A 20,835-nucleotide genomic window follows, 5' to 3' on the forward strand; every position below is an offset into this window, starting at 1 on the left:
GCGGCATGCCAAGCGCTGGCAGGACGTGGAAGAGCTGTTGCAGGCCGGTATCGATGTTCACGACGCTGAACATTCAGCAGGTTGAGGAGTTGAGGCGAAAGACGTGGTCCGGTGGCATCACCGGCGTACGCGTACGGGAGAACGGTCTCCGATCGGGTAATCGACCGAGGCCGATGAAATCCTGCCAGTCGACTTGCGCCGGAAGAAGTGCTAAAGCGCACCGAGGCCGGCAAGGTCTATCTCTGCCTGAGCAGGCGCAACGGGCGCGAAGATTTTTCCTCAAGGGCGACCTGGTCATCGCTACGCGGACTCGCTGCGCCGCACCGCTGACCATGTCGATGCCGACGTCAGGACTACCGCGATCTAAAATCCATCAGGCGCGTATGGGCCACACGCGACGCGCTGCTCGCCTGCGTCAGTCCGCGTGAGGAGGCGAACGCGTGGTGCGTGCCACCGCGCGGCTAGCCGAGGCTTTGGACGCACCACGGCACGCAGTCTACGTGGAAACCCCAAGGTTGCAGCGCCTGCCCGAAGCGGAACGCACGCGCATTCTCAGCGTCCTCAAGCTGGCCCGGTTTGGGGGCGAACACGACGACGCTGGCCGGCGAGAATATCGATGAAACACTGGTTGGCTATGCCCGCGATAATAATCTCAGCAGGGTCGTGATCGGCCCGGGGTGCCGGCGAACACGACTGGAATGTAGCTGGCCTGGCGCACGACGCTCGCGGATCGGGTGCCGCAGAAGGCACCGGAGCTCGATGTGATGCAGATTGCGCGCGGCGCCAGGACAGGCCGCACTTTGCGGGTCGGCGCGACCGTCGAGAATCCGCCAGTGGCGGCAAATCGCGTGTGCTTCCGTATCTAGTCGCGGCAGGTGCTTGTGCGCTCACCAGCTGGTCGCAACGGGCCTGCTGCCGTATTTTGCGCTGGCCCAACATCGTCATGCTGTTTCTGTTGAATGTGGTGCTGGTGTCGGCGCTACGGGCCGCGGCCCGGCGATCCTTTCGGCATTTCTCTCTGTCGCATCCTTTGATTTCTTCTTTGGCCTACAACTTTTCTTTCGCGGTTTCAGACGTGCAATACCTGTTGACGTTCGCCATCATGCTGGCGGTTGCGTTGATCACGGCGCAACTGACAGCCGGCCTGAAGATACCGGGCACGAATCGCCGCAGGCACCGGGAGGGTCGCGCACGTGCCCTTTCGAAATGGCGCGCGAATTATCCGGGGGCTGTTGACGTTTGAGCAAGGTCGTGGAGATGGGCGATGCGCGCATTGAAGAGACTTTCCGTGCCAAGGCGGCGCGGTTCTGCCAGATCGAGGGAGACCGGCTGGACTTTTCTGGCACGGATCGCACCGCCCGCGTATCAACGAATCGATTGCGCAGTGGGTCTATGACCGCGGCCAGCCGGCGGGATTGGGCACCGATACGCTGGCGGGCGGCAACGTACTCTATCTGCCGCTGACGGCGCCCATGCGCGCACGCAGCGTGCTGGGGGTGAGACCGAGAATCCGCGATGGCTGCGAGTCCCCGAAGCAACCGGCAACCGAAACATTCGCGTCGCTGATCGCGATTGCACTGGAGCGTGTTCACTATGTTGAAGTGGCTCGTGAAGCGATCCTGAAGATGGAATCGGAACGCCTGCGCAACAGCGTGCTGGCGCTGTCGCACGATCTGCGCACACCGTTAACTGCGTTGATCGGCATGGCCGACGCCATGGCGCGCTCGGAACCGGCTTGCCGAAAACAGATCAGTGGGCGGAATCCATTCTCACCGGAGTCAGCGGCTCTCGCAACTGGTGGACAATCTACTCGACATGGCGCGCCACGGAAGCCGGTGATGTCAAACTCAATGCCGACTGGCAACCTGTTGAGAAGTCGTGGGAACCGCTTTGCGCGTAAGCCAACCGGTGTTGCAGCAGCATAAAGTGACGACCGACTTGCCGGCGAATCTGCCGCTGGTGCGCTTTGATGCCGTGCTGATCGAGCGTGTGCTTTGCAATCTCCTGGAGAACGCCGCCAAGTACACGCCTGCGGGGTCGCATATTGCCATTGCGGCAGCTCAGGCCGGCGGCTGGATGGAGATTGCGGTCCTTGACGACGGTCCGGGCTTCCCACCCGAATTCGCGGCACGGCTGTTTGACAAGTTCACCCGCGCCGAGCCCGAATCGACGGTACGTGGCGTGGGCTGGGTCGGCCAATCTGCCGCGCGGTTGTTGAAGCGCATGGCGGCAGCATTCGCGCCGAAAACATGCATCCGCATGGCGCACGCTTCGTGTTCACGTTGCCGCTCGAGACGCCGCCGGCGGCGGTGGAAGTTGAAGTTGAAGCTGAAGCTGAAGGCCGGACGCCGTGAGCGCCCGTCACGTCGTGCTAGTCGAGGACGAGCCGCAAATTCGCCGCTTCGTGCGTGTTGCGCTGGAGGAGGAAAGGTTGTCAGGTGTTCGAAGCCGAAACGGTGGAGCGCGGCCTGATCGAGGCCGGCACCAGGAAGCCCGATCTGGTCATCGTCGATCTTGGGCTGCCGGATCGCGATGGCCTGGAGTTGATCCGTGATTTGCGCGGCTGGTCGAACGTGCCCGGTGATTGTACTTTCGGCGCGCCGGGGGAAGCGGACAAGATTGCCGCGCTTGATCTGGGAAGCTGACGACTACCTGACTAAACCGTTTGGCGTCGGTGAAATGCTGGCGCGTGTGCGCGGCGCTGCGGCGAATCCGCGCGCAATGCCGAGTCGGGTAAGAGCATGGTTTCGTTTGGCGCCGTCAAAGTGGATCTCGCCAGTCGAGTGACACGAAAGGGTGGCGTGGAGGTGCACCTCACCCCATCGAATTCCGTTTTGCTCTCCTACCTGTGCACGCACAGCGGGAAGGTCTTGACGCACCGGCAACTGCTCAAACAGGTGTGGGGCCCTCGCACGTCGAGCAGACCACTATCCGCGAATCTTCGTGCGGCACTTGCGGCGGAAACTCGAAGATGATCCCGCGCAGCCGAAATTCCTGCTGACGGAAATCGGCGTGGGCTATCGGCTGGTGCTGCCATAGCACCGGCATTGCCGGACGCAATCGGGAATTTTGCCCAGACAGGTTTCTCCCATACTTTGCCGCAATCAGCGGCGCCGCAAACACTGCCGGTGACGGCGGGCTACTCGCGAGATCAACGCAAGAAAACGCTCACCCTCGTATAGAAATCGACGACGCTCTGTTCTTTATTGAAGCCATGCGCTTCGCCGTCATAGACCACATATTCGATCGGCTTGCCCGCTTTTTCCATCGCATCGCGCATCGTCGTTCCGTGAATGAGCGGAACGCGCTGGTCGTCGCGACCCATCGCCAGTAGCACCGGCGCCTTGATCTTGTCCGCATTTTTTGCCGGCGACGTTTTCTGGAATTGCTCGCGATCGCGATCCGCTTGTCACCGACCCAGCGCTTGAAGTCCGTTTCGTAATAGTCCGTCAAGCGCGCAGTATCCGACCATGAAACGGTCTGCTTCAACTCGAGATCCGTCCTGCCACATAGGCAACACCGCAGCGCCACAAATCCGGATCTTGACCAGACCCTGCAGCGTCGCGTAGCCACCATAGCTTCCGCCGAAGAGACACATGCGGCCCTTGTCCCGATGCCTTCTTTGACCAGATACAAAGCACCATCAGAAATATCGTCCTGCATGGCAAGCCCCCATTGCTTGAAACTCGCCGTGTAATGCGATCGGCCGAAGCCTGTGGAACCGCGAGGCTCGGGCTCCAGTACAGCATAGCCGCGCGACGCCAGGAATTGCGCAACCGGCCAGCGGCCCCACTGAATTCCGCTGTAGCCCCGCACCCACGGCCCGCCATGAATATGCACGACCAGCGGCAGGTTCTTGCCATCGCGGTCGATGGGCGTGATCACCCAGGCAGGAATTTCGCGGCCATCGCGTGCTTTGTACTTCATGAAGCTGCGTTTGCTCATTAGTGTGGGCGGAAGCCACTCGCGCGACTTTGACACTTCCTGCAAACTGCGCTTTTCCGTGTCGTAGAGAAAATAGCCGCCGGGATTGGTATCGGATGCTGAGTAGATCAGCACGTACCGGCTGTTTTCATCGGCAATATCGATGGCGTTGGTGCGCTCGGGCAATGCCTTGTCGAGCGCCGCCTGCAAGCGCGCCAGGTCCTCGTCGAACCATGTGGTGACCGGCACGTTTGCGCTATAACGAATTCCGACCAGCGCTTTCTTTGTGCGGCTGAAAATCAGGCCGCCATTCAGGTCCGATGAGCGGATGTTCCAGTAGTTTCTCGCCAAGTTTTCGCTCGGCGATGTCGTATTTGAAAATTGCCCGCCGGTCGCGACCGATACTCGACGAAACATAGAGGGTCTTGTTGTCGTAGTCGAACGCCAGCGGCGAGATGTTGCCCTGGCTATCCTTGCCCGCGGCGTGGCCGATCATCTCCCAGTCTTTTCCGTCGCCTGGCCGATGCCAGATGGTCTGCTCGCGCGGGCTCGCGGGATCCTTGCGCTCTTCCTGGCGGATCGCGATACGCGGCTCGAGGTGGCGGTCCAACACCCAGCGGACAACGTTGCCGGGCGTTTGAACCGTAAGCAGCTTGTATTCACCCGTCCTGGTATTAAAGCGATAAACATCCGCATAACTTTGGCTGCGTCCAAAAATTTCCGCGATCACATCCCCGCTGCCGTCAAAGGTACGGCTGAGAATACGAAAGGAGATGTTGACGCCGTGCACGAGAATCGAATTGCGCCGCGCTTCACGTTCGCGTGCGCGTTCAAGCGGGAAAGTGAGATCGCGAATGTTCTTGCCGTCCACATCCACCGCATAGGCGCCTTTCAGGTTGGTGGCGCCGCTGACTTCGCTCAAGTCGGCCGAACGAAAATACAGCCGGTCATTGCTGACCCACACAAAATCAACAACGTCCAACTCCTTGAAGTTGGAAATAACCTGCAATTTGCCGGCGAGAAAATCAATGACCACCAGATTGTCACGGCCATTGATGGGCCGCACGGCGGCCAGCCGGTTGCCATCAGGCGAAATCGCCATCTGCGAATATTCGGCCCGACGGAAAAATGCTTCGACCGGAATATCTGCGGGCTTTGCGTAGCGCGGCGCGGTCCGGGCGGGCGCAGTGGCTTCCGCAAACGCGGGGGTTGTCGCGCATACCCATACCAATAGCCAAAGCGTCAGGGCGAATCGCATCCGTCACTCCCATCGTCGTAGTTTGCAACAGCCACTTGCCATCCAGGCCTGCCGCGGGTGGAGATCGCGCAATAGCGATCGTGCTGCAGTCAAGGCACTGTGCGCCTACGCTTCAGACTTATTGTGGCAGTTTATCATTAATCAGCGTGTGAACCATCGATAAACTCTAGCACTGGCGCGGCTTTCAGACCATAAAGGCCTGAAATGCCCCGCCCGTATTAGAGTTTACTACCTTTGTTCTTGGTACCAGCCGTCATTAACTTGTCTCATGCCGATTTGCCGAGGCCGACGTCGGGCAGTTGTGGACGCTGATCAAGCGCCTGCTTCATCAACGCGTTGATTGCGGCAGTTTCCGCCGGGCTGAGAGGCAGGCGCGGCGGGCGCGTGAGATGGGTGCCGCGTCCCATGATGTGCTCGCACAGCTTGATGCACTGGACCAGGTCCGGGCGGGCATCAAGATGCAGCAACGGCATGAACCAGCGATACAGGCTCATCGCTTCGGCATAGCGGCCCGCGCGCGCGAGCCGGAACAATGTCTCGCCTTCGCGCGGAAACGCATTCGACAGACCGGAGACCCAGCCCACGGCACCGACCATGATGCTTTCGACGACCACGTCATCAAGCCCGGCGAACAGTACGAATCGATCGCCGACCAAATTGTGCAAATCGGTAAATCGCCGCGTGTCGCCGGAGGATTCCTTGAAGTAGACAATCGTCTCGCAATCGGCCAGCGAAGCGAGGATTTCCGGCGTAACGTCGTTCTTGTAAATCGGCGGATTGTTGTAAACCATGACCGGCAGATCAGTTGCTTTGGCAACGCTACGGAAATGCGCGGCGGTTTCATGCGGCTTCGATGAATAGACCAATGCCGGCATCACCATCACACCATCAAGGCCGATACGGGCGGCCTCCTTCGCCATGCCGATTGCAAACGCGGAAGTGAATTCCGCAATGCCGCTCACGACCGGGACGCGACCGCGGGCAACCGCTTTCGCGGTTTCCATCACCGCGATTTTCTCGGCTTTGTCGAGCGAACAGTTCTCGCCCACCGTGCCACAGACAACGAGGCCGGACACTCCGTCCGTGATCAGGCCCTCCATGACTCTTGCGGTGGCGTCTATGTCTAGCGACAGATCGTCGCGAAACTGCGTGGTCACAGCGGGAAAAACACCACTCCAATGAGATTTCAATTCAGTACTCCCCGGTTAGTCATCAACGTCCATGTACGAGCCGCGGCAATGAGTCCGCCACCCGATCCCATTCATTTTCGTGCCGCCTTCCACCGGCGAACCCGCGCAAAAGGCGGCTGGTCGGCCTTTGGCCGAGGTTTGCCGGACGCGGCGGCACCCAATGCCTTTTCCTTGACATGCAGGATGTGCTGCCGCATTGCGTCCCTTGCGTGAACCGGGTTACGTTCGCGCAGCGACTTCATCAGCGATTCGTGCTCGCCGAGCACATACCCGGCGGTAATCAGCCGGGGCATTTCGCCAAGCAGCTTTTCAATGAGGATCGTCAGGCGTTCATTACCCGAAGCCCGGGCGATCAACGAATGGAAGCCCGTATTGCGCACTAGCGTCTCGGCCGATGGTTCGGTATCGGCCTCGCCAGAAACGATCGCCTCAAGCTGCGCCAACTCATCATCGCCAATGCGCGCGGCCGCGAGTTCAACCGCTGCACATTCAAGAATCACGCGCAGGTCAAAACACTCGTGAACATCGCGGACGGTGATCGGCGTCACGACGTAGGCCTGGCGCGGCAGGATCTGGACGAGGCCTTCGTGATTGAGCAAGCTCAGCGCTTCGCGGACCGGCGTCTTGCTTACACCCAACTGTTCAGCCAAATCGCGCTCATTGAGGACGGCGCCGGGTTCAAGGCGGCAGGCGAGAATCGCGTCGCGCAGGATCGCCACGACCTGCTTGCGCAGGGACAGATTCGGCAATGGCTGCTTGCGATTGATTGTTGCCATGCCTGAAGAATACCACTGATATATCAGCAGGGCAATGTAATTGCGCGCGCGTGAGCGATATGCAGTGGCATCAATAAAATGAAAACAGCCGGATTTGATCCGGCTGTTTTCATGATTCCCGCATTTTGACTACTTCAATGCTTTGTAACGCACCCGTTTCGGTCGCGCGCCCTCTTCACCCAGCCTGCGCAGCTTGTCGTTCTCATATTCGTTGTAATTGCCATCGTAAAACACCCATTGCGAATCGCCCTCGCAGGCGAGGATATGGGTGGCGATGCGATCCAGGAACCATCGATCGTGCGAGACCACCATGATCGAGCCGCCGAATTCCTGCAGCGCGTCCTCCAGCGAACGCAGCGTTTCCACATCGAGATCGTTTGAGGGTTCATCGAGCAGCAACACATTGGCGCCCTTCAGCAGCGTGTAGGCCAGGTGCAGCCGCCCACGTTCGCCACCGGAAAGATTGCCCACCAGCTTTTGCTGGTCGGCGCCTTTGAAATTGAAGCGGCCGATGTAGGCGCGCGACTGCATTTCAAATTTGCCGATGGTCAGGATATCCGCGCCGCCGGAAATCGCTTCCCAGACCGTCTTGTCGTTCGGCAGCGAATCGCGCGATTGATCGACAAACGCGAGATTGACCGTCGGGCCGATCTTCACTTCGCCGCTATCCGGCTTCTCGATGCCCTGGATCATCTTGAACAGCGTTGATTTACCCGCGCCGTTCGGACCGATCACGCCGACGATGGCGCCGGGCGGGACGCGGAACGAAAGGTTATCGATCAGCACGCGGTCGCCGAATGACTTGGTGACATTGACGAATTCGATCACTTCATTACCGAGGCGCTCGGCGACCGGGATGAAGATTTCCTGGGTCTCGTTACGCTTCTGGTATTCGTAGCTGGAAAGTTCCTCAAAGCGCGTCATGCGGGCCTTGGATTTTGCCTGCCGGCCTTTAGGATTCTGGCGCACCCATTCCAGTTCCTTTTTCAGGGTGCGCTGGCGCGCGGATTCGCTCGACTCTTCCTTCTTCAGACGGTCCGACTTCTGTTCCAGCCACGAACTGTAATTGCCTTCGTAGGGGATGCCGGTGCCGCGATCCAACTCCAGGATCCACTGCACGGCGTTATCGAGAAAATAGCGATCATGGGTGATGCCGACCACGGTGCCGGGGAATTTCTGCAGGAACTGCTCCAGCCATTCGACACTCTCGGCGTCGAGGTGGTTGGTCGGTTCGTCGAGCAACAGCATGTCGGGTTTGGACAGCAACAAGCGGCAGAGCGCCACGCGCCGCTTTTCGCCACCAGATAACTTGCCGACTACCGCATCCCACGGCGGCAAACGCAGTGCATCAGCGGCAATTTCCAGTTGTGTGTCGGTGCTGTCCCCACCTTCCGCGGCGATGATGGCCTCCAGCTTGTGCTGCTCCGTCGCCAGCGCATCAAAATCGGCATCTTCATCGGCATAAGCCGCATAGACTTCATCGAGCCGCGCTTTGGCCTGCAACACGCCGCCAATACCCTCCTCGACCGATTGCCGCACGGTCTGGTCGGGATTCAGTTGCGGCTCCTGCGGCAGATAACCGATCTTGATGCCGGGCATCGGCACGGCTTCGCCTTCGATCTCCTTGTCCAGACCGGCCATGATCTTGAGCAGCGTGGATTTGCCGGAGCCATTGACGCCCAGTACGCCGATCTTGGCGCCGGGGAAAAATGACAACGAAATGTTCTTCAGAATCTGGCGTTTGGGCGGAACAATCTTGCCCACGCGATTCATGGTGTATACGTACTGAGCCATGGTTTTTTGCTGCCTTGCGAAGTAAAGAGGGAAACGAGGTACAAGTGAAGCGGGGAACCTGCTATTTTACGCGAGTGACGGGGCAAATTGATTGAAAGCCGAGAAATTCCGCCTCCGAACACCTAAACTGTCGAAATGAAAATTCCCAAACGACTGCAACCGCTGCTGGAAGACGGCCTGATCGACGGCGTGGTGCGCCAGCTCATGAGCGGCAAGGAGGCGATGGTGTTCGTGGTGCGCTGCGGAGATGAGACGCGCTGCGCAAAGGTTTACAAGGAAGCGAACAAACGCGCATTCCGCCAGGCCGTCGACTATACGGAGAACCGCAAGACCAAGAACACCCGGCAGGCGCGGGCGATGGCGAAAGGCACGCGCTTTGGCCGCCAATCGCAAGAAGCCGCATGGCAAAACGCCGAGGTCGATGCGTTGTACCGCTTGGCTGCGGCGGGCGTACGGGTGCCGAAACCGTACAACTTTCATGAAGGTGTGCTACTGATGGAACTGGTGGCGGACACGGAAGGCAATGCGGCGCCGAGGTTGAACGACGTCGAGTTCACGCCCGACGTGGCGATCAAGTATCACGACGCGCTGATCCGCGAAGTGGTGCGCATGCTGTGCGCGGGTGTGATCCATGGAGACCTCTCCGAATTCAACATCCTTGTCGGCGCTGACGGCCCGGTGATCATCGATCTGCCGCAAGCCGTGGATGCGGCGGGTAACAACCACGCCCAGGCGATGCTGGAGCGCGATGTGGCGAATTTGCGCAACTATTTCGGCCGGTTTGCGCCGGAACTGCTCAAGACCCACTACGGCCGTGAGATCTGGGCACATTATGAGGCGGGCACCCTGACGCCTGAAGTTGTCCTGACGGGACGATTCGAGCGCAAGCACAAGGCCGTGGACATGGACAGCGTTCTACGCGAGATCGAGGACACGCGACTGGAAGAAGCCGCGCGGTTGTTGCGGATGCAGGATCGTTAACCCAGCGATTTGTCTGGCTTTCGTTTCGGTTGTCGTCATTCCCGCGAAGGGAATGATAGTGTGTCTGCCGGTTAACTAGCTCAGTTCAGACGCCATGATTCCTAAGCGCGACCGGAATCATGCGGCGCTCACCGTAGTTGAATGCGCCTTCAATCATCAATGCCATCACCGCCACTGGAATTGCCCCGGCCAACAGCGTGGCGTTGTCATTCAACGCCAATCCGGTAACGATGCGCTCGCCGAAGCCGCCAGCACCGATAAAGGCGGCAATAGTGGCGGTGCCAACGTTGATGACAGCGGAGGTCTTGATGCCGGCGAGAATCATCGGTCGCGCCAGCGGCAGCTCAATCTTCGCAAGCACCATGCGCGGCGCCATGCCCAACGATTGCGCGGCCTGCTTCATGCCGCGCGAAATCTGCGTAAGGCCGCTATGGGTATTTCGCACGATAGGCAACAAGGCATATAGCGCGAGCGCGATGAATGCCGGCACGATGCCTATCTTCCCGGTGATTGGAATCAGAATCGCGAGCAGCGCGAGCGAGGGGATGGTCTGCAGCACGCCGGTGGCGCCGAGAATGATCGCTTCTGCTGCTTGATGCCGCGCGGCGATAACACCGAGCGGAACACCGAGAACAACGCTCGCTGCCAGGGAAAGAAATACCAGCGCAAGATGTTCCACCGTCAGACGCCAGAAATCCGGACCAAGTAGCTTGGACATGAAACCCGTTTCCCCGGCAGCCTCCGCTTTCATGGGCCTCGCGCGATTTGCGGGTTCCGGTGCAACTGTCAGGCCGGGCATCGGTGCCGCGCGCACGTCGGCTAAAAACTCGGTCGCAACCCGATCAAAGGACTTCTGCTCCAACTCGGCCGACGCGTTCATCCCGCGCATGGCGCCTTCGTTGATGCGCCCTTCGAGCCTTGTCAATGCGGCCCAGGTTGTCGGCAGTCGCACCTGCAGATCCGCCTTGTGCAGCAGCACCGCGTCATAGCGCGGGAAATACCCGGCGTCATCGACCAGGACGGTCATCTGGTATTTGCCGATTTTCGCGTCGGTTGAATAGATATCAATGACGTCAACCTGCCCTTGTGCGATCGCTTCATACGCCAAGCCGTGATCGAGCCCGCGCGGCGTGGCAAACGGCAGTGCGTAGGTTTTCTTCAATCCCGGCCACCCATCGGCGCGGCCGATGAATTCCTGCGAAAGCCCTAACCGCAAATGCGAATGCGAATGCGCCTTGAGGTCCGACAGGCGAGTGATATTTCCGGACGTCGCAACACTGGCGCGCATCGCCAGCGCATAGGTGTTATTGAATCCAAGTGGCACCGACGCTTGGATCCCGAGCGGCGCAAGTTTCTGATTCAGCTCCGGTAGTGGCGGCACATGATCGAGTTTGAGAATTTCGCGCGCAATCGTACCGGTGTATTCCGGATAGATGTCGATACTGCCGGCCTTCAATGCCTCGACGACGATGGCGGTATTGCCGAGGCCCTGCCGGTGCGCTACAACGGCGTCCCCTGCCGCCTGCGCGGTTTGCCGGACTATTTCCGCAAGGACGTAGGATTCGGTAAAGCGTTTGGAGCCGACGTTGAGCGTGGCGGCGGACACATTCGCGGCGGTTGCGGCCGGCACGCATTGCATCAGCATTATCAACAGTGCGCCTACCATCACCGCAGCCTTGCGTCCCATCATCCTGCCCGCTGTCTTGTTGGTCGTGATCATTCGCCAGTGTAGCGCGACATGCGCGGTCGCCCGTTCAAGCTTGCTCAAGCTTTCGGCTGGACTAGAATACCGGCATGAATACTCCAATCGCGAACGCCAAATTCAATCCCCTCATCCGTCCGTATCTGGTCATCACTATCGGCTTCACCCTGGCAATGACGATTGTCGGCATTCCGATTGCGATCGTCTGGTTTCTCGGCGCGGGACAATGGTGGGCGCGGCATTATTTCGCCAAACTGGAATGCCATCTCGGCGAGAAAACGCTTCGATTTCGCAAGGGCATATTTGTACAAGTGGAGAAGACCATTCCGCTGGAGAATATCCAGGATGTCACCTTTATCGAAGGGCCGATCCTGCGTCACTTCCATCTCAGCACGCTCAAATTTGAAACCGCCGGCCACAGTGTCGGGCAAGCACACGACATGCACCTGACCGGCATCATCGATGCCCATGAATTCCGCAACCGGATTCTTGAATCTCGTGACACACTGAGGCAGCAATCGATGCGCGTACATTCCGCAGCACTTGCCGCAACGGCCAATGCCGATTCCGCCAACCAGCTTGAGGCGCTGCACGGCATCGAGCGGCGCATGGATGAGATCATTTCGCTCCTGAAAGAGCGCAAATAGTGCGATCACTGGTTCACCGCCCCGCCTGACGAATGTCCGCATCCCAGGACGTACGAGCAGGAAACCGATGAAGCTGCGCACGCTCACGCCAGACGAAAAACTGCTACTGGCACTTTCATTCTCGCAATTGGTCGCGTGGGGAAGCTGCTACTACGCATATGCCGTGCTGATGGAACCGATTCAGGCGGCATTGGGCATTTCCAAAAGCACGGCCGCCGGCGCCTATAGCCTCGGCCTGCTGGTGATGGGATTCACTGCTTTTGCCGTAGGCATCCTCATTGACCGTGGGCGGCATTTTCAGGTGCTGGTGGGTGGCACGCTCGTTACCAGTTGCGGCATGTTGTTTCACGCGGCAGTTGATTCCGTCTGGCAGCTCTATGCCGTGTGGGCGCTGATTGGCATGGGCATGGCCTGCACGTTATACGAATCGGTGTTCGCCTTCCTGATTCGTACTTATCCAAACGACTATCGGCGCCGAATCACGATGGTGACATTGCTGGGCGGATTGGCAAGCACTGTGTTCTGGCCCCTCACGGCCTTGTTGCTGGCCAGGTTTGGCTGGCGCGGCGCCTGCGTTGGTCTCGCGCTGCTGCAACTGGTGTGCGGCCTGTTCTGCTACTTGATATTCCTGCCCCGCCACGCACCGACGCGGACGCCGCATCGGAAAGAAACGCTGCCGGCCACCAAGCTCATGCGCTCACGTCCGTTTGTGTTGCTTGCGATATCGTTTACGCTGCAATCGATCGTCCTCGCCGGGCTGGCCGCGCACATCATTGCGCTATTCGCGGCGTCAGGCGTCAATAGCGCGATCGGCCTGATGGCTGCGTCGTCGATCGGCGTGATGCAGGTGCTGGGCCGAATCTTCCTGCTGGTGGGAAGCAGGCGAATCAATCCGTCGATGACGGCGCGTATCGTGGTGTGGTTGCTGCCCGCCGCAATCATCACGTTATTGGTGGTGGGTTTGAGTCCCTGGTTTGCATTTCTTTACGCATTCCTGTTCGGCAGCGGCAATGGCATGATGACCATCGTCAAGGGCACCGCCACGGCAGACCTGATCAGCCGGGATCATGTCGCCATGTTGAATGGTGTACTCGCAATGCCAATGGCCATCGCGCGGGCAGCCGGCCCGATCCTCATCGCGACTTTCTGGGATTTCTTTGGCAATCCGCAAGCTGCCATACTGGCGATCCTGGGGATCGCGTCGTGCGCGGCATTTGGGCTGGCGGCTGCGTATAAGGCTGCTCACAAGGCCGAAAACAGCGGCACGGCAGCCAACATCACATAGCAGACGAAATACTGAGCGCCGGAAAAGGCCGACTCATCGGGAATCCAGAAAGGATTCCCGGCCTTGGGCATCCGTCAAGTGCGTTTGCGCTCTTCCTTCTTCAGCTTCTTGGCCTCTTTCTTTTCCTTCGGTGTCTTGGAAGGTTCCTTCTTGGTCTGCTTTTTCTGGTCCTGGCTCTTGCTCATGGCGAAATCTCCATCGTGTTGAACGTGAATGATGTGGCGTTGATCGCGTGATGCAACGTCAGTTCCTGCAATATAACTATAACGCGATCACGCCGCATGTGAACGCCGATGCATTGGGCGCACATGGAAGCTGGGTTCAATGAGCAGCATGGGCGTCCGGTTTGCCAACTAGCTTGCCAAACTGCGGCCAAACGCATAAGATAGTATTTAGTTACTTACTTTAAAATCAATTCGTGAATGAAATAAACGCGCCAACCAAACTTCGTGCGATGCCGCGCAAGCGCATGGCAACGGATGCCCGCCAGCGCGAAATCGTTGCAACCGTTCTGGCGCTCGCCCGCGAGCGCGGCCCTGACGCCATCACGACGCAGGCGATCGCCGATCGCATCGGCGTCACGCAGGGCGCACTCTTCCGGCACTTCCCCGACAAAGAAGCGATCTGGCTCGCGGTATTTGTCTGGGTACGCGAGTCGCTCGGCGCGATGTTCGCCAAGGCCACTGAAAAACCCACGTCTCCGCTGGCCAAAATTGAAGCGGCGTTTCTTGCCCATGTGGCCTTTATCGCGGCGAATCCGGGCGTGCCTCGCGTCATGTTTCACGAACTACAGTACCCGGGCGATTCACCGGTGCGCACGGAAGTGCGGGCGATGATTACCAACTACCGAAAACAGCTTGCGCTGCTGTTTGCGCAGGCGAAGGCGGCTGGCGAGTTACCGGCCAGCCTCGACCCTTCAATCCCGCCAATACTGTTTATCGGCGCGGTCCAAGGCTTGGTCATCCAATCCGCACTCGCGGGCGACGAGGCCGGAATGATGAAACGTGCGCGGCAGTTACTGCCGTTACTTCTCGACGGCTATCGCGGACAGGAAAAATAATGAAGACACCTTTCGGTCGCAAAACCCTGCTGATCGCCGCCGGCATCTTGGTTGCCGCATTGCTCGCCTGGCTGATAATGAGCCAGGGGCCGCTCGCGCCGGTGAAGGTGACGGTGGCGAAGGTCGAACAGGGCCCGCTGGTGGCAAGCACATTTGGTATCGGCACCATTGAGGCGCGACGCAGCTACGCGCTGGGTCCCACTTTCGCGAGCCGCGTGGCGCGCGTACATGTCGACCAGGGCGACGTGGTCAAGGCAGGTCAATTGCTTGCGGAACTGGATCCGGTCGATCTGGAAGATCGCGTCGCCAGCGGCCGCCTCGCCGCGGAACGCGCCGCAAGCACTGTCCGCGCGGCAGAAGCACAGCTGGTGGAAGCGCAAAGCCGCGCAAAACTTGCCGTTGCGGCCGCTAAGCGCTCGACCGAACTGCGTGCACAAGGGTTCGTCAGCCAGGAAGCAGCTGACGCCAAAGGGCACGAAGCCAATGCCGCGAAAGCCGCGGCGGACGCCACCAACGCGCAACTGGTCGCGGCACGGCGCGACCATGAGCGCGTGCTGGCCGATGCCGCCGGAGTTGGCAAGCTACGTGCGCAGGCGCGACTGGTGAGTCCCGTCGATGGCGTGGTCAGCGCACGGCTCGTCGAGCCCGGAACCACCATCGTTGCCGGACAAGCGGTGGTACAAATCATCGATCCGACTAGCCTCTGGATCAAGGCGCGAATCGACCAGGGCCAAGCGGGCGGCGTGCGCGTGGGGCAGCCAGCTGTTGTCGTATTGCGGTCGGACGCGAAACGAACCTGGCCCGGTCAAGTACAACGCGTCGATTGGGTGAGCGATGCCGTGACCGAAGAACGCGTCGTCAACGTTGGCTTCACGGCGCGGCCTGAAACGCTTTCGGTCGGTGAACTGGTCGAAGTGACGATCCACACCGCGGATCTCGCCAATGTGCGTTCGGTGCCGGCAGCCGCGGTGAAACGACTGGAGCGGCAGGATGGCGTATGGCAAGTCATCGACGGACGCGTTACATTCCGGCCGGTAAAAGTTGGCATCACCACGCTGGACGGTCGTAGCCAGATCCTCGACGGGCTGTCCACGGGTGACGAAGTCGTTGTCCACAGCGAACAGGCGATGAAGCCGGACGCGAAAATCAAGGTTGTTCCGGCGATCGTGCGCGCCAACCCATGATCAATCTTGCCGGTCGCGACATCCTGCACGGCTGGGGCAAGTTCGTCTTCACCGGCGTGGGGCTCGGCTTGCTCATCGGCGTCACGCTATCGATGGCGGGAATATATCGCGGTATGGTGGATGACGCGCAGGTGCTGCTGGAAAATGGCGGCGCGGATTTGTGGGTCGTGCAACGCGATACGCTCGGTCCCTATGCCGAACCGTCGAGCGTGCGCGACGACGTCTATCGCAGCCTGCTGGGCATTCGCGGCGTGGCGGCGGCCGGAAACGTCACCTATCTGACCATGCAGGTCAAGCACGAACGCGGCGACGTACGTGTGATGCTCGTCGGCTTCGAGCCAAAGCAACCGGGCGAGCCCGCCTATCTGGTGGCTGGTCGCCCGATCACCAAGTCGCATTACGAGGCAATTGCCGATGTAAAAACCGGGCTCCGGCTGGGCGAACGTGTCCAGATTCGCCGTCATGAATACACTGTGGTCGGGCTGACACGGCGCATGGTGTCGTCGGGTGGCGACCCGATGATCTTCGTGCCGCTGAAAGATGCGCAGGAAGTGCAATTCCTGCGTGACAACGACGCACTCATCAACGAACGCGCACGCACCGCCGCCAACCCGGCATTCAACCGCCCCGGTGTTCCAGGTTTGCTGGAAGCCGTGCAGGCGAGCCAGGCCAGCAGCCACAACGTGAACGTCGTCATGCTGCGGCTCACGCAGGATGCCGACACCACGACGGTGGCCGGCGAAATCCGCCGCTGGAAACATCTGGAAGCCTACACGCGCGCAGAGATGGATGAGATTCTTGTCGCCAAACTGATTGCCACGTCCGCGAAGCAGATCTTCATGTTCCTCGTCATCCTCTCCGTGGTCAGCGGCGCCATCGTCGCCTTCATTATTTACACGATGACCCAGAACAAGGTGCGCGAGATCGCGGTATTGAAACTGATCGGCGCACGCAACCGCACCATCGCCGCGATGATCCTGCAGCAGGCGCTCGGCCTCGGTGCAATCGGTTTCATCGTTGGCAAGACCGCCGCCACGCTGTGGGCGCCGATATTCCCGAAATATGTGTTGCTGCTCCCCGGTGATGCCATGCGTGGCGCCGCACTGGTGATGGCGATCTGCGCGCTCGCCAGCGTCGTTGCGATTCGCGCCGCGCTGCGCGTGGATCCGGCGGAAGCGATTGGCGGCTAGATGAAACCCGCGATCGAAATCACCGGGCTCACCAAACGCTATGGCGAAGGCGACACCGCTGTCGATGCGCTGAAAGGTGTCGACATGGTGGTCCAGCCGGGCGAGGTCGTCGGCCTGATCGGTCCGAGTGGTTCTGGAAAAAGCACGCTGCTGAAATGCCTCGGCGCGGTCATTGAGCCCACCTCCGGCCGAATGGCGCTGGGTGGCGAAACCATCTACGACAATGGCTGGAAAGTGACCGATCTGCGAGCCTTGCGCCGCGATAGCATCGGCTTCGTGTTCCAGGCGCCATACCTCATTCCATTCCTCGATGTCACCGACAATGTCGCGGTGTTACCGATGCTGGCGGGCATATCCAACAACAAGGCACGAGAGAGGGCGCACGAGATGCTGGCGGCGCTGGATGTCGGCCATCGCGCGCAAGCGCAAGTGTCACAACTTTCCGGTGGCGAGCAGCAGCGCGTCTCAATTGCGCGCGCGCTGGTCAACCAACCACCGATCATCCTCGCCGATGAACCGACGGCGCCCCTCGATAGCGAACGTGCGTTGACAGTAATCCGCATTCTGAACGAGATGGCACAACGGTTCGGCACCGCGATCATCGTCGTCACGCACGACGAAAAGATCATCCCGACATTCCGGCGGATTTACCATATTCGTGATGGGCGCACCTATGAGGAAGCCGGCGAGGGACGTGCGGCGTGACAGGGCGGCGATGACTCTCGCTGGCGTGCAACGGACAATGTGACGAGCAGTCCCGCGCATCCTTTTGACGCATCACCAAACCTGCACTCACGGAACTAGCGTCGCAATTTCTCGCGGGTGGAATACCAAACCCTAGCGCTGGCGCGCCTCTCAAGGCTTTTTATCGCCAGACACCGCACCAGTGCTAGGGTTTGACGACTTGGCGCCAGGCAAACCAGGCGATGCCTGCCCATAACGTGATGCGCAGTGTCATTGCACCGGCGGTGCGCATTTCGAACGGATCGCCCGTCAGGACGAACAAAGCGAAGACAAAAAACACCAAGGCCGTCGTGGCGGCGATATCGAGCGAAAGACGTGCCACCCACGGACTCCCGCGCGCGAGGCCCACCCCCGCAACAATATAGGCGAAGCCGGCGAGAAAATTGAACCAGACGACAAAAGGCATGTAGCTGCCCGCCGCATCACGCGCCGCTTGGTCTCCGAACAGCACGTGTCCGCCGGAGACAATGGTGGCCATGCCAAACGCGAGGGCGACAGCGGCGATACCGGGCGGGATGAATCGAGAGAGTTTGTTGTTCATGTTTGTGTCAGAAGTGGAGTTTGACGCCGATGCAAAACGCTTACTGAACGCTGTCACCGGTCGTGTTCACAACAATCGCCTGCCCACGACTCTTGATTGAATTCGCCGTGGGCAGTAAATCTCATTTCCGCTCTATCGGCGTGTTGATGATCGCGTCGTAGTCGGTTTGGCTGATGAACTGCGGGGTGTAAATCACATCCTGCCAAAACAGGTTCTTTACAAACGCACGCAAGTGGTTTCGTGACCCCTTGAGCAGGTTTTCATAAACGAGACGAATGTCCTGGTTGTCGACATTCAACAGCGCGGTTTGAATGTCCCTGATGTCCACTTCCTCGATGGTCGCCCCAACCTTGAGCGCGTCTACCAGCGATGGCGCTGCCGCCGCGACGAGGTGCGTATACAGCGCCTGCAAATTGGCATTCTGGAATTGACCCGCCGCCGAGGTGGCCGCGGGATCAGGCAAGCTGTAACGCAGCAGCAACTGCCGCATTGCTTCCGTGTGGGTGGATTCGCTGTTGGCAATGTTGCCGAAGACGTTGCCGCCCCACAATGTATCCAGATAGACATAAACATCGTGCGCGAGCTTTTCCTCTTCGCGCATGTAGATCATCGAATCCTGTTCTGTGCTGTTCAGCGCCTCGATCGGCAGGGTCGCGAAGGAACTTGCGAGGGCCATGCCGCAGTAGGTTGAATTGAGGCCGCGCGGATTGTCCTGATTGCCTTTGACGCTCATGCCCTTGTTACCGCCTGGCCCCATGCCTGTGCCCGGGCCGGGACCGTTTTGGGCGATTGCTGACGTGGCAATGGTTGACCCGATAAAAACGATTGCGGCGATCTTTGTGAGTTTCATGATTTGCTTCCTTTGGTTAGGTGGCTCTTCGGCGATGAGGCTATGACGCTATGAGGCTTCCTCACGCCGAAGAACCGGTTGCTTCAAGTGGCATTCAGTTCGTGCGGATTACCGTCCGGTGCCCGGGGTATGAATCCCGCGTCCGGTTGTGGATGCCGGGCCTTGGGCGGGAGTGGCTGGTGGCGTGGTAAGGCCGGTGCCCGGAGGATGAATGCGCGTTTGCAGCGGAGTCTGCGTGCGCGTTTCCAACGGCGTTTGAATACGTGTCTGCAACGGTGTCTCCGTTGCGATACCGGTGCCCGGCGTATGAATGCGTGATTGCGTGCCGGACGCGCTTGCGCCACCCTGACCTCCGCGTCCTTGTGCGTAAGCCATGGAACTCATGGCCAAGGTGGCGATTACGGCGAGAGAAAACATACTTAACGATTTCATGATGATTCCTTTTCAATAAAATTAAACAAAGTTACCTGCCTCGCCCGAAACCGCGCCCACCCGCAGCGCCCCGATTTCGAGCTTCAAACCCGGTACCGTAGGGAAAGGCACCACAATCGTTGCGCCCTGTGCGCTGACAATTTCCACCTTGCCTACGGGTCGCTTCCTTGGTTGCATTGGTTGCATTGGCCGCTTTGACGTCTTCATCCGGGCGCGGATCGACACGGGATACTTCATCGCCAATGCGGTCCGGCTTTGCCTCTGTCAAGGCAGTGTCTCGCGGCAATGAGAGATTCAGCGGAACAGCCGGCTCCACCGCACTTCCCTCCTGCTCCTGCGCCAAGGCAGGCAAGGAAACGGCCAACAAAAGACCAAAGGTGAAGGGAAGAAAGCGTTGCATGGTGTTCATTTCTCTATCGTTCATTCAGTGAAGCCATCTTGCACGTCCATCGTTTCCGCGAAATTTCCGCATGGCTTCCACCTGTTGCGCTGTGTTTCAGTTTGTTTCCGGCGTAACCGATCAACCGGTGTGTCGCGGTAGACTGTCCCTATGAATACAATGGCCAATGAACGGGTTCTGGTTGTCGACGATGATCCCGCCTTGCGCGAACTGCTTTCGGACTACCTGACCGCCAACGGGCTTGCCGTGGAAGCGGTCGGTGACGGCGTGGCGATGCGGCGCGCATTGGCCAGGGGAATGCCAGGCGTCATCGTGCTCGACCTGATGCTCCCGGGAGAAGATGGATTGAGCCTGGCGCGCGAACTGCGTACGCAGTCGACCGTCCCGATTCTGATGCTGTCGGCACGCGGCGAAGAAATCGATCGTATCGTCGGCCTTGAAGTCGGGGCCGACGATTACCTTGCCAAGCCGTTTGGTCCGCGTGAGTTGCTTGCCCGGCTGCGTGCGCTGTTGCGGCGCAGTCAACCCGCGCCCGCGGCAAGGGAAATCTCCTCGCCGGCAAATCAATTCGGGCCCTTCGTGCTGGATGTGGCCGCGCACCGGCTACTCCGCGACGGACTGGATATGCATCTGACTGGCGCGGAGTTCGATCTGCTTCGGGTGCTGGTCGAGCGCCCAAACCGCGTGGTGTCGCGCGACGATCTGGTGACGTTGCTCAAGGGCTTTGATCGCGACCCCTTTGATCGCAGCATCGATATCCGGGTGGTGCGTTTGCGCCGAAAAATCGAGACGAACCCGTCGGAGCCCGCGTACGTGCGCACGATCCGCGGTGAGGGCTACTTGTTCAACCCGCGCGGTGAGCAATCTTGAAAAAAAA

Annotated in this window: 20 protein-coding genes and 2 pseudogenes; 12 read left to right on the plus strand and 10 right to left on the minus strand. The window is 59.5% G+C overall.

Annotated elements, in window-relative coordinates:
* Window positions 1-850: 850 nt before the first annotated feature.
* The 4 genes and pseudogenes from IPP88_19610 (at window position 851) to IPP88_19625 (ending at window position 3,039) form a co-directional block, all read left to right on the plus strand.
* Complete coding sequence (locus IPP88_19610; GenBank protein MBL0124825.1) at window positions 851-1,243, plus strand: DUF4118 domain-containing protein; 393 nt, start codon at window positions 851-853, stop codon at window positions 1,241-1,243.
* A gap of 172 nt (window positions 1,244-1,415) precedes the next feature.
* A complete protein-coding gene (locus IPP88_19615) occupies window positions 1,416-1,925 on the plus strand; it encodes a hypothetical protein (GenBank protein ID MBL0124826.1) in 510 nt (169 codons plus the stop codon).
* Window positions 1,879-2,226 (plus strand): annotated as a pseudogene (locus IPP88_19620) (hypothetical protein). The gene IPP88_19615 and the pseudogene IPP88_19620 overlap by 47 nt, the downstream one beginning before the upstream one ends.
* Window positions 2,227-2,368: 142 nt before the next feature.
* Window positions 2,369-3,039, plus strand: a pseudogene (locus tag IPP88_19625) (response regulator).
* Between the two features lie 129 nt (window positions 3,040-3,168).
* On the opposite strand, the gene IPP88_19630 reads toward IPP88_19625, so the two are convergent.
* The 5 genes from IPP88_19630 to ettA all read right to left on the minus strand — a co-directional run bounded on the left by IPP88_19630 (window position 3,169) and on the right by ettA (window position 8,942).
* Window positions 3,169-4,275 (minus strand): prolyl oligopeptidase family serine peptidase, encoded by a 1,107-nt coding sequence (locus tag IPP88_19630; GenBank protein ID MBL0124827.1) that lies wholly within the window; start codon window positions 4,273-4,275, stop codon window positions 3,169-3,171.
* Window positions 4,181-5,182 carry a hypothetical protein gene (locus IPP88_19635; protein MBL0124828.1) on the minus strand — a complete coding sequence of 334 codons (1,002 nt, stop codon included), beginning with the start codon at window positions 5,180-5,182 and terminating at the stop codon, window positions 4,181-4,183. Before IPP88_19635 ends, IPP88_19630 begins: the two co-directional genes overlap by 95 nt.
* Window positions 5,183-5,448: 266 nt before the next feature.
* On the minus strand, window positions 5,449-6,372 hold the full coding sequence (locus tag IPP88_19640; protein MBL0124829.1) for a dihydrodipicolinate synthase family protein: 924 nt from the start codon (window positions 6,370-6,372) through the stop codon (window positions 5,449-5,451).
* Between the two features lie 71 nt (window positions 6,373-6,443).
* Window positions 6,444-7,148, minus strand: a complete 705-nt coding sequence (locus tag IPP88_19645) for a GntR family transcriptional regulator (protein ID MBL0124830.1) — start codon at window positions 7,146-7,148, stop codon at window positions 6,444-6,446.
* Window positions 7,149-7,277: 129 nt separating this feature from the next.
* Window positions 7,278-8,942: an energy-dependent translational throttle protein EttA gene (ettA, locus tag IPP88_19650; GenBank protein MBL0124831.1), complete on the minus strand. Its 1,665-nt coding sequence runs from the start codon at window positions 8,940-8,942 to the stop codon at window positions 7,278-7,280.
* Window positions 8,943-9,077: 135 nt separating this feature from the next.
* On the opposite strand from ettA, the gene IPP88_19655 reads away from it, so the two are divergent.
* Entirely contained in the window at window positions 9,078-9,923 is an 846-nt protein-coding gene (locus IPP88_19655; GenBank protein ID MBL0124832.1) for a serine protein kinase RIO, read from the plus strand.
* 85 nt (window positions 9,924-10,008) lie between these two features.
* On the opposite strand, the gene IPP88_19660 is transcribed toward IPP88_19655, so the two are convergent.
* On the minus strand, window positions 10,009-11,562 hold the full coding sequence (locus tag IPP88_19660) for an ABC transporter permease subunit (GenBank protein MBL0124833.1): 1,554 nt from the start codon (window positions 11,560-11,562) through the stop codon (window positions 10,009-10,011).
* Between the two features lie 155 nt (window positions 11,563-11,717).
* Between IPP88_19660 and IPP88_19665 the strand changes: the two genes are divergently transcribed.
* The 6 genes from IPP88_19665 to IPP88_19690 all read left to right on the plus strand — a co-directional run bounded on the left by IPP88_19665 (window position 11,718) and on the right by IPP88_19690 (window position 17,696).
* Window positions 11,718-12,272, plus strand: a complete 555-nt coding sequence (locus IPP88_19665; protein ID MBL0124834.1) for a PH domain-containing protein — start codon at window positions 11,718-11,720, stop codon at window positions 12,270-12,272.
* A gap of 67 nt (window positions 12,273-12,339) precedes the next feature.
* On the plus strand, window positions 12,340-13,557 hold the full coding sequence (locus IPP88_19670; GenBank protein ID MBL0124835.1) for an MFS transporter: 1,218 nt from the start codon (window positions 12,340-12,342) through the stop codon (window positions 13,555-13,557).
* 418 nt (window positions 13,558-13,975) lie between these two features.
* A complete protein-coding gene (locus IPP88_19675; GenBank protein MBL0124836.1) occupies window positions 13,976-14,617 on the plus strand; it encodes a TetR/AcrR family transcriptional regulator in 642 nt (213 codons plus the stop codon).
* On the plus strand, window positions 14,617-15,801 hold the full coding sequence (locus IPP88_19680; protein ID MBL0124837.1) for an efflux RND transporter periplasmic adaptor subunit: 1,185 nt from the start codon (window positions 14,617-14,619) through the stop codon (window positions 15,799-15,801). The genes IPP88_19675 and IPP88_19680 overlap by 1 nt, the downstream gene beginning before the upstream one ends.
* On the plus strand, window positions 15,798-16,991 hold the full coding sequence (locus IPP88_19685) for an ABC transporter permease (protein MBL0124838.1): 1,194 nt from the start codon (window positions 15,798-15,800) through the stop codon (window positions 16,989-16,991). The genes IPP88_19680 and IPP88_19685 overlap by 4 nt, the downstream gene beginning before the upstream one ends.
* Window positions 16,992-17,696 (plus strand): ABC transporter ATP-binding protein, encoded by a 705-nt coding sequence (locus IPP88_19690; GenBank protein ID MBL0124839.1) that lies wholly within the window; start codon window positions 16,992-16,994, stop codon window positions 17,694-17,696. It abuts the gene before it with no gap.
* A 184-nt stretch (window positions 17,697-17,880) separates the two neighbouring features.
* Here the strand turns inward: IPP88_19690 and IPP88_19695 are convergent, their stop codons facing one another.
* From IPP88_19695 to IPP88_19710, 4 genes are all read right to left on the minus strand, one after another.
* A complete protein-coding gene (locus IPP88_19695; GenBank protein MBL0124840.1) occupies window positions 17,881-18,276 on the minus strand; it encodes a hypothetical protein in 396 nt (131 codons plus the stop codon).
* A gap of 121 nt (window positions 18,277-18,397) precedes the next feature.
* Window positions 18,398-19,126 carry a DUF2202 domain-containing protein gene (locus tag IPP88_19700; GenBank protein ID MBL0124841.1) on the minus strand — a complete coding sequence of 243 codons (729 nt, stop codon included), beginning with the start codon at window positions 19,124-19,126 and terminating at the stop codon, window positions 18,398-18,400.
* 108 nt (window positions 19,127-19,234) lie between these two features.
* Entirely contained in the window at window positions 19,235-19,558 is a 324-nt protein-coding gene (locus IPP88_19705; GenBank protein ID MBL0124842.1) for a hypothetical protein, read from the minus strand.
* Between the two features lie 31 nt (window positions 19,559-19,589).
* Entirely contained in the window at window positions 19,590-19,982 is a 393-nt protein-coding gene (locus IPP88_19710; protein ID MBL0124843.1) for a hypothetical protein, read from the minus strand.
* 126 nt (window positions 19,983-20,108) lie between these two features.
* Between IPP88_19710 and IPP88_19715 the strand changes: the two genes are divergently transcribed.
* The gene (locus tag IPP88_19715; GenBank protein ID MBL0124844.1) at window positions 20,109-20,828 is read left to right on the plus strand and encodes a response regulator; all 720 of its coding nucleotides are present in this window, start codon (window positions 20,109-20,111) and stop codon (window positions 20,826-20,828) included.
* Window positions 20,829-20,835: the final 7 nt, after the last annotated feature.

This window comes from Betaproteobacteria bacterium (assembly GCA_016720925.1).
GTDB lineage: Bacteria > Pseudomonadota > Gammaproteobacteria > Burkholderiales > Usitatibacteraceae > UKL13-2.

Coding starts and splice junctions, on each gene's coding strand:
- IPP88_19635 (MBL0124828.1), bottom strand. CDS start 5,182: ATGCGATTCGCCCTGACGCTTTGGCTATTGGTATGGGTATGCGCGACA.
- IPP88_19645 (MBL0124830.1), bottom strand. CDS start 7,148: ATGGCAACAATCAATCGCAAGCAGCCATTGCCGAATCTGTCCCTGCGC.
- ettA (MBL0124831.1), bottom strand. CDS start 8,942: ATGGCTCAGTACGTATACACCATGAATCGCGTGGGCAAGATTGTTCCG.
- IPP88_19655 (MBL0124832.1), top strand. CDS start 9,078: ATGAAAATTCCCAAACGACTGCAACCGCTGCTGGAAGACGGCCTGATC.
- IPP88_19660 (MBL0124833.1), bottom strand. CDS start 11,562: ATGCAATGCGTGCCGGCCGCAACCGCCGCGAATGTGTCCGCCGCCACG.
- IPP88_19665 (MBL0124834.1), top strand. CDS start 11,718: ATGAATACTCCAATCGCGAACGCCAAATTCAATCCCCTCATCCGTCCG.
- IPP88_19670 (MBL0124835.1), top strand. CDS start 12,340: ATGAAGCTGCGCACGCTCACGCCAGACGAAAAACTGCTACTGGCACTT.
- IPP88_19680 (MBL0124837.1), top strand. CDS start 14,617: ATGAAGACACCTTTCGGTCGCAAAACCCTGCTGATCGCCGCCGGCATC.
- IPP88_19685 (MBL0124838.1), top strand. CDS start 15,798: ATGATCAATCTTGCCGGTCGCGACATCCTGCACGGCTGGGGCAAGTTC.
- IPP88_19690 (MBL0124839.1), top strand. CDS start 16,992: ATGAAACCCGCGATCGAAATCACCGGGCTCACCAAACGCTATGGCGAA.
- IPP88_19695 (MBL0124840.1), bottom strand. CDS start 18,276: ATGAACAACAAACTCTCTCGATTCATCCCGCCCGGTATCGCCGCTGTC.
- IPP88_19700 (MBL0124841.1), bottom strand. CDS start 19,126: ATGAAACTCACAAAGATCGCCGCAATCGTTTTTATCGGGTCAACCATT.
- IPP88_19705 (MBL0124842.1), bottom strand. CDS start 19,558: ATGAAATCGTTAAGTATGTTTTCTCTCGCCGTAATCGCCACCTTGGCC.
- IPP88_19710 (MBL0124843.1), bottom strand. CDS start 19,982: ATGAACGATAGAGAAATGAACACCATGCAACGCTTTCTTCCCTTCACC.
- IPP88_19715 (MBL0124844.1), top strand. CDS start 20,109: ATGAATACAATGGCCAATGAACGGGTTCTGGTTGTCGACGATGATCCC.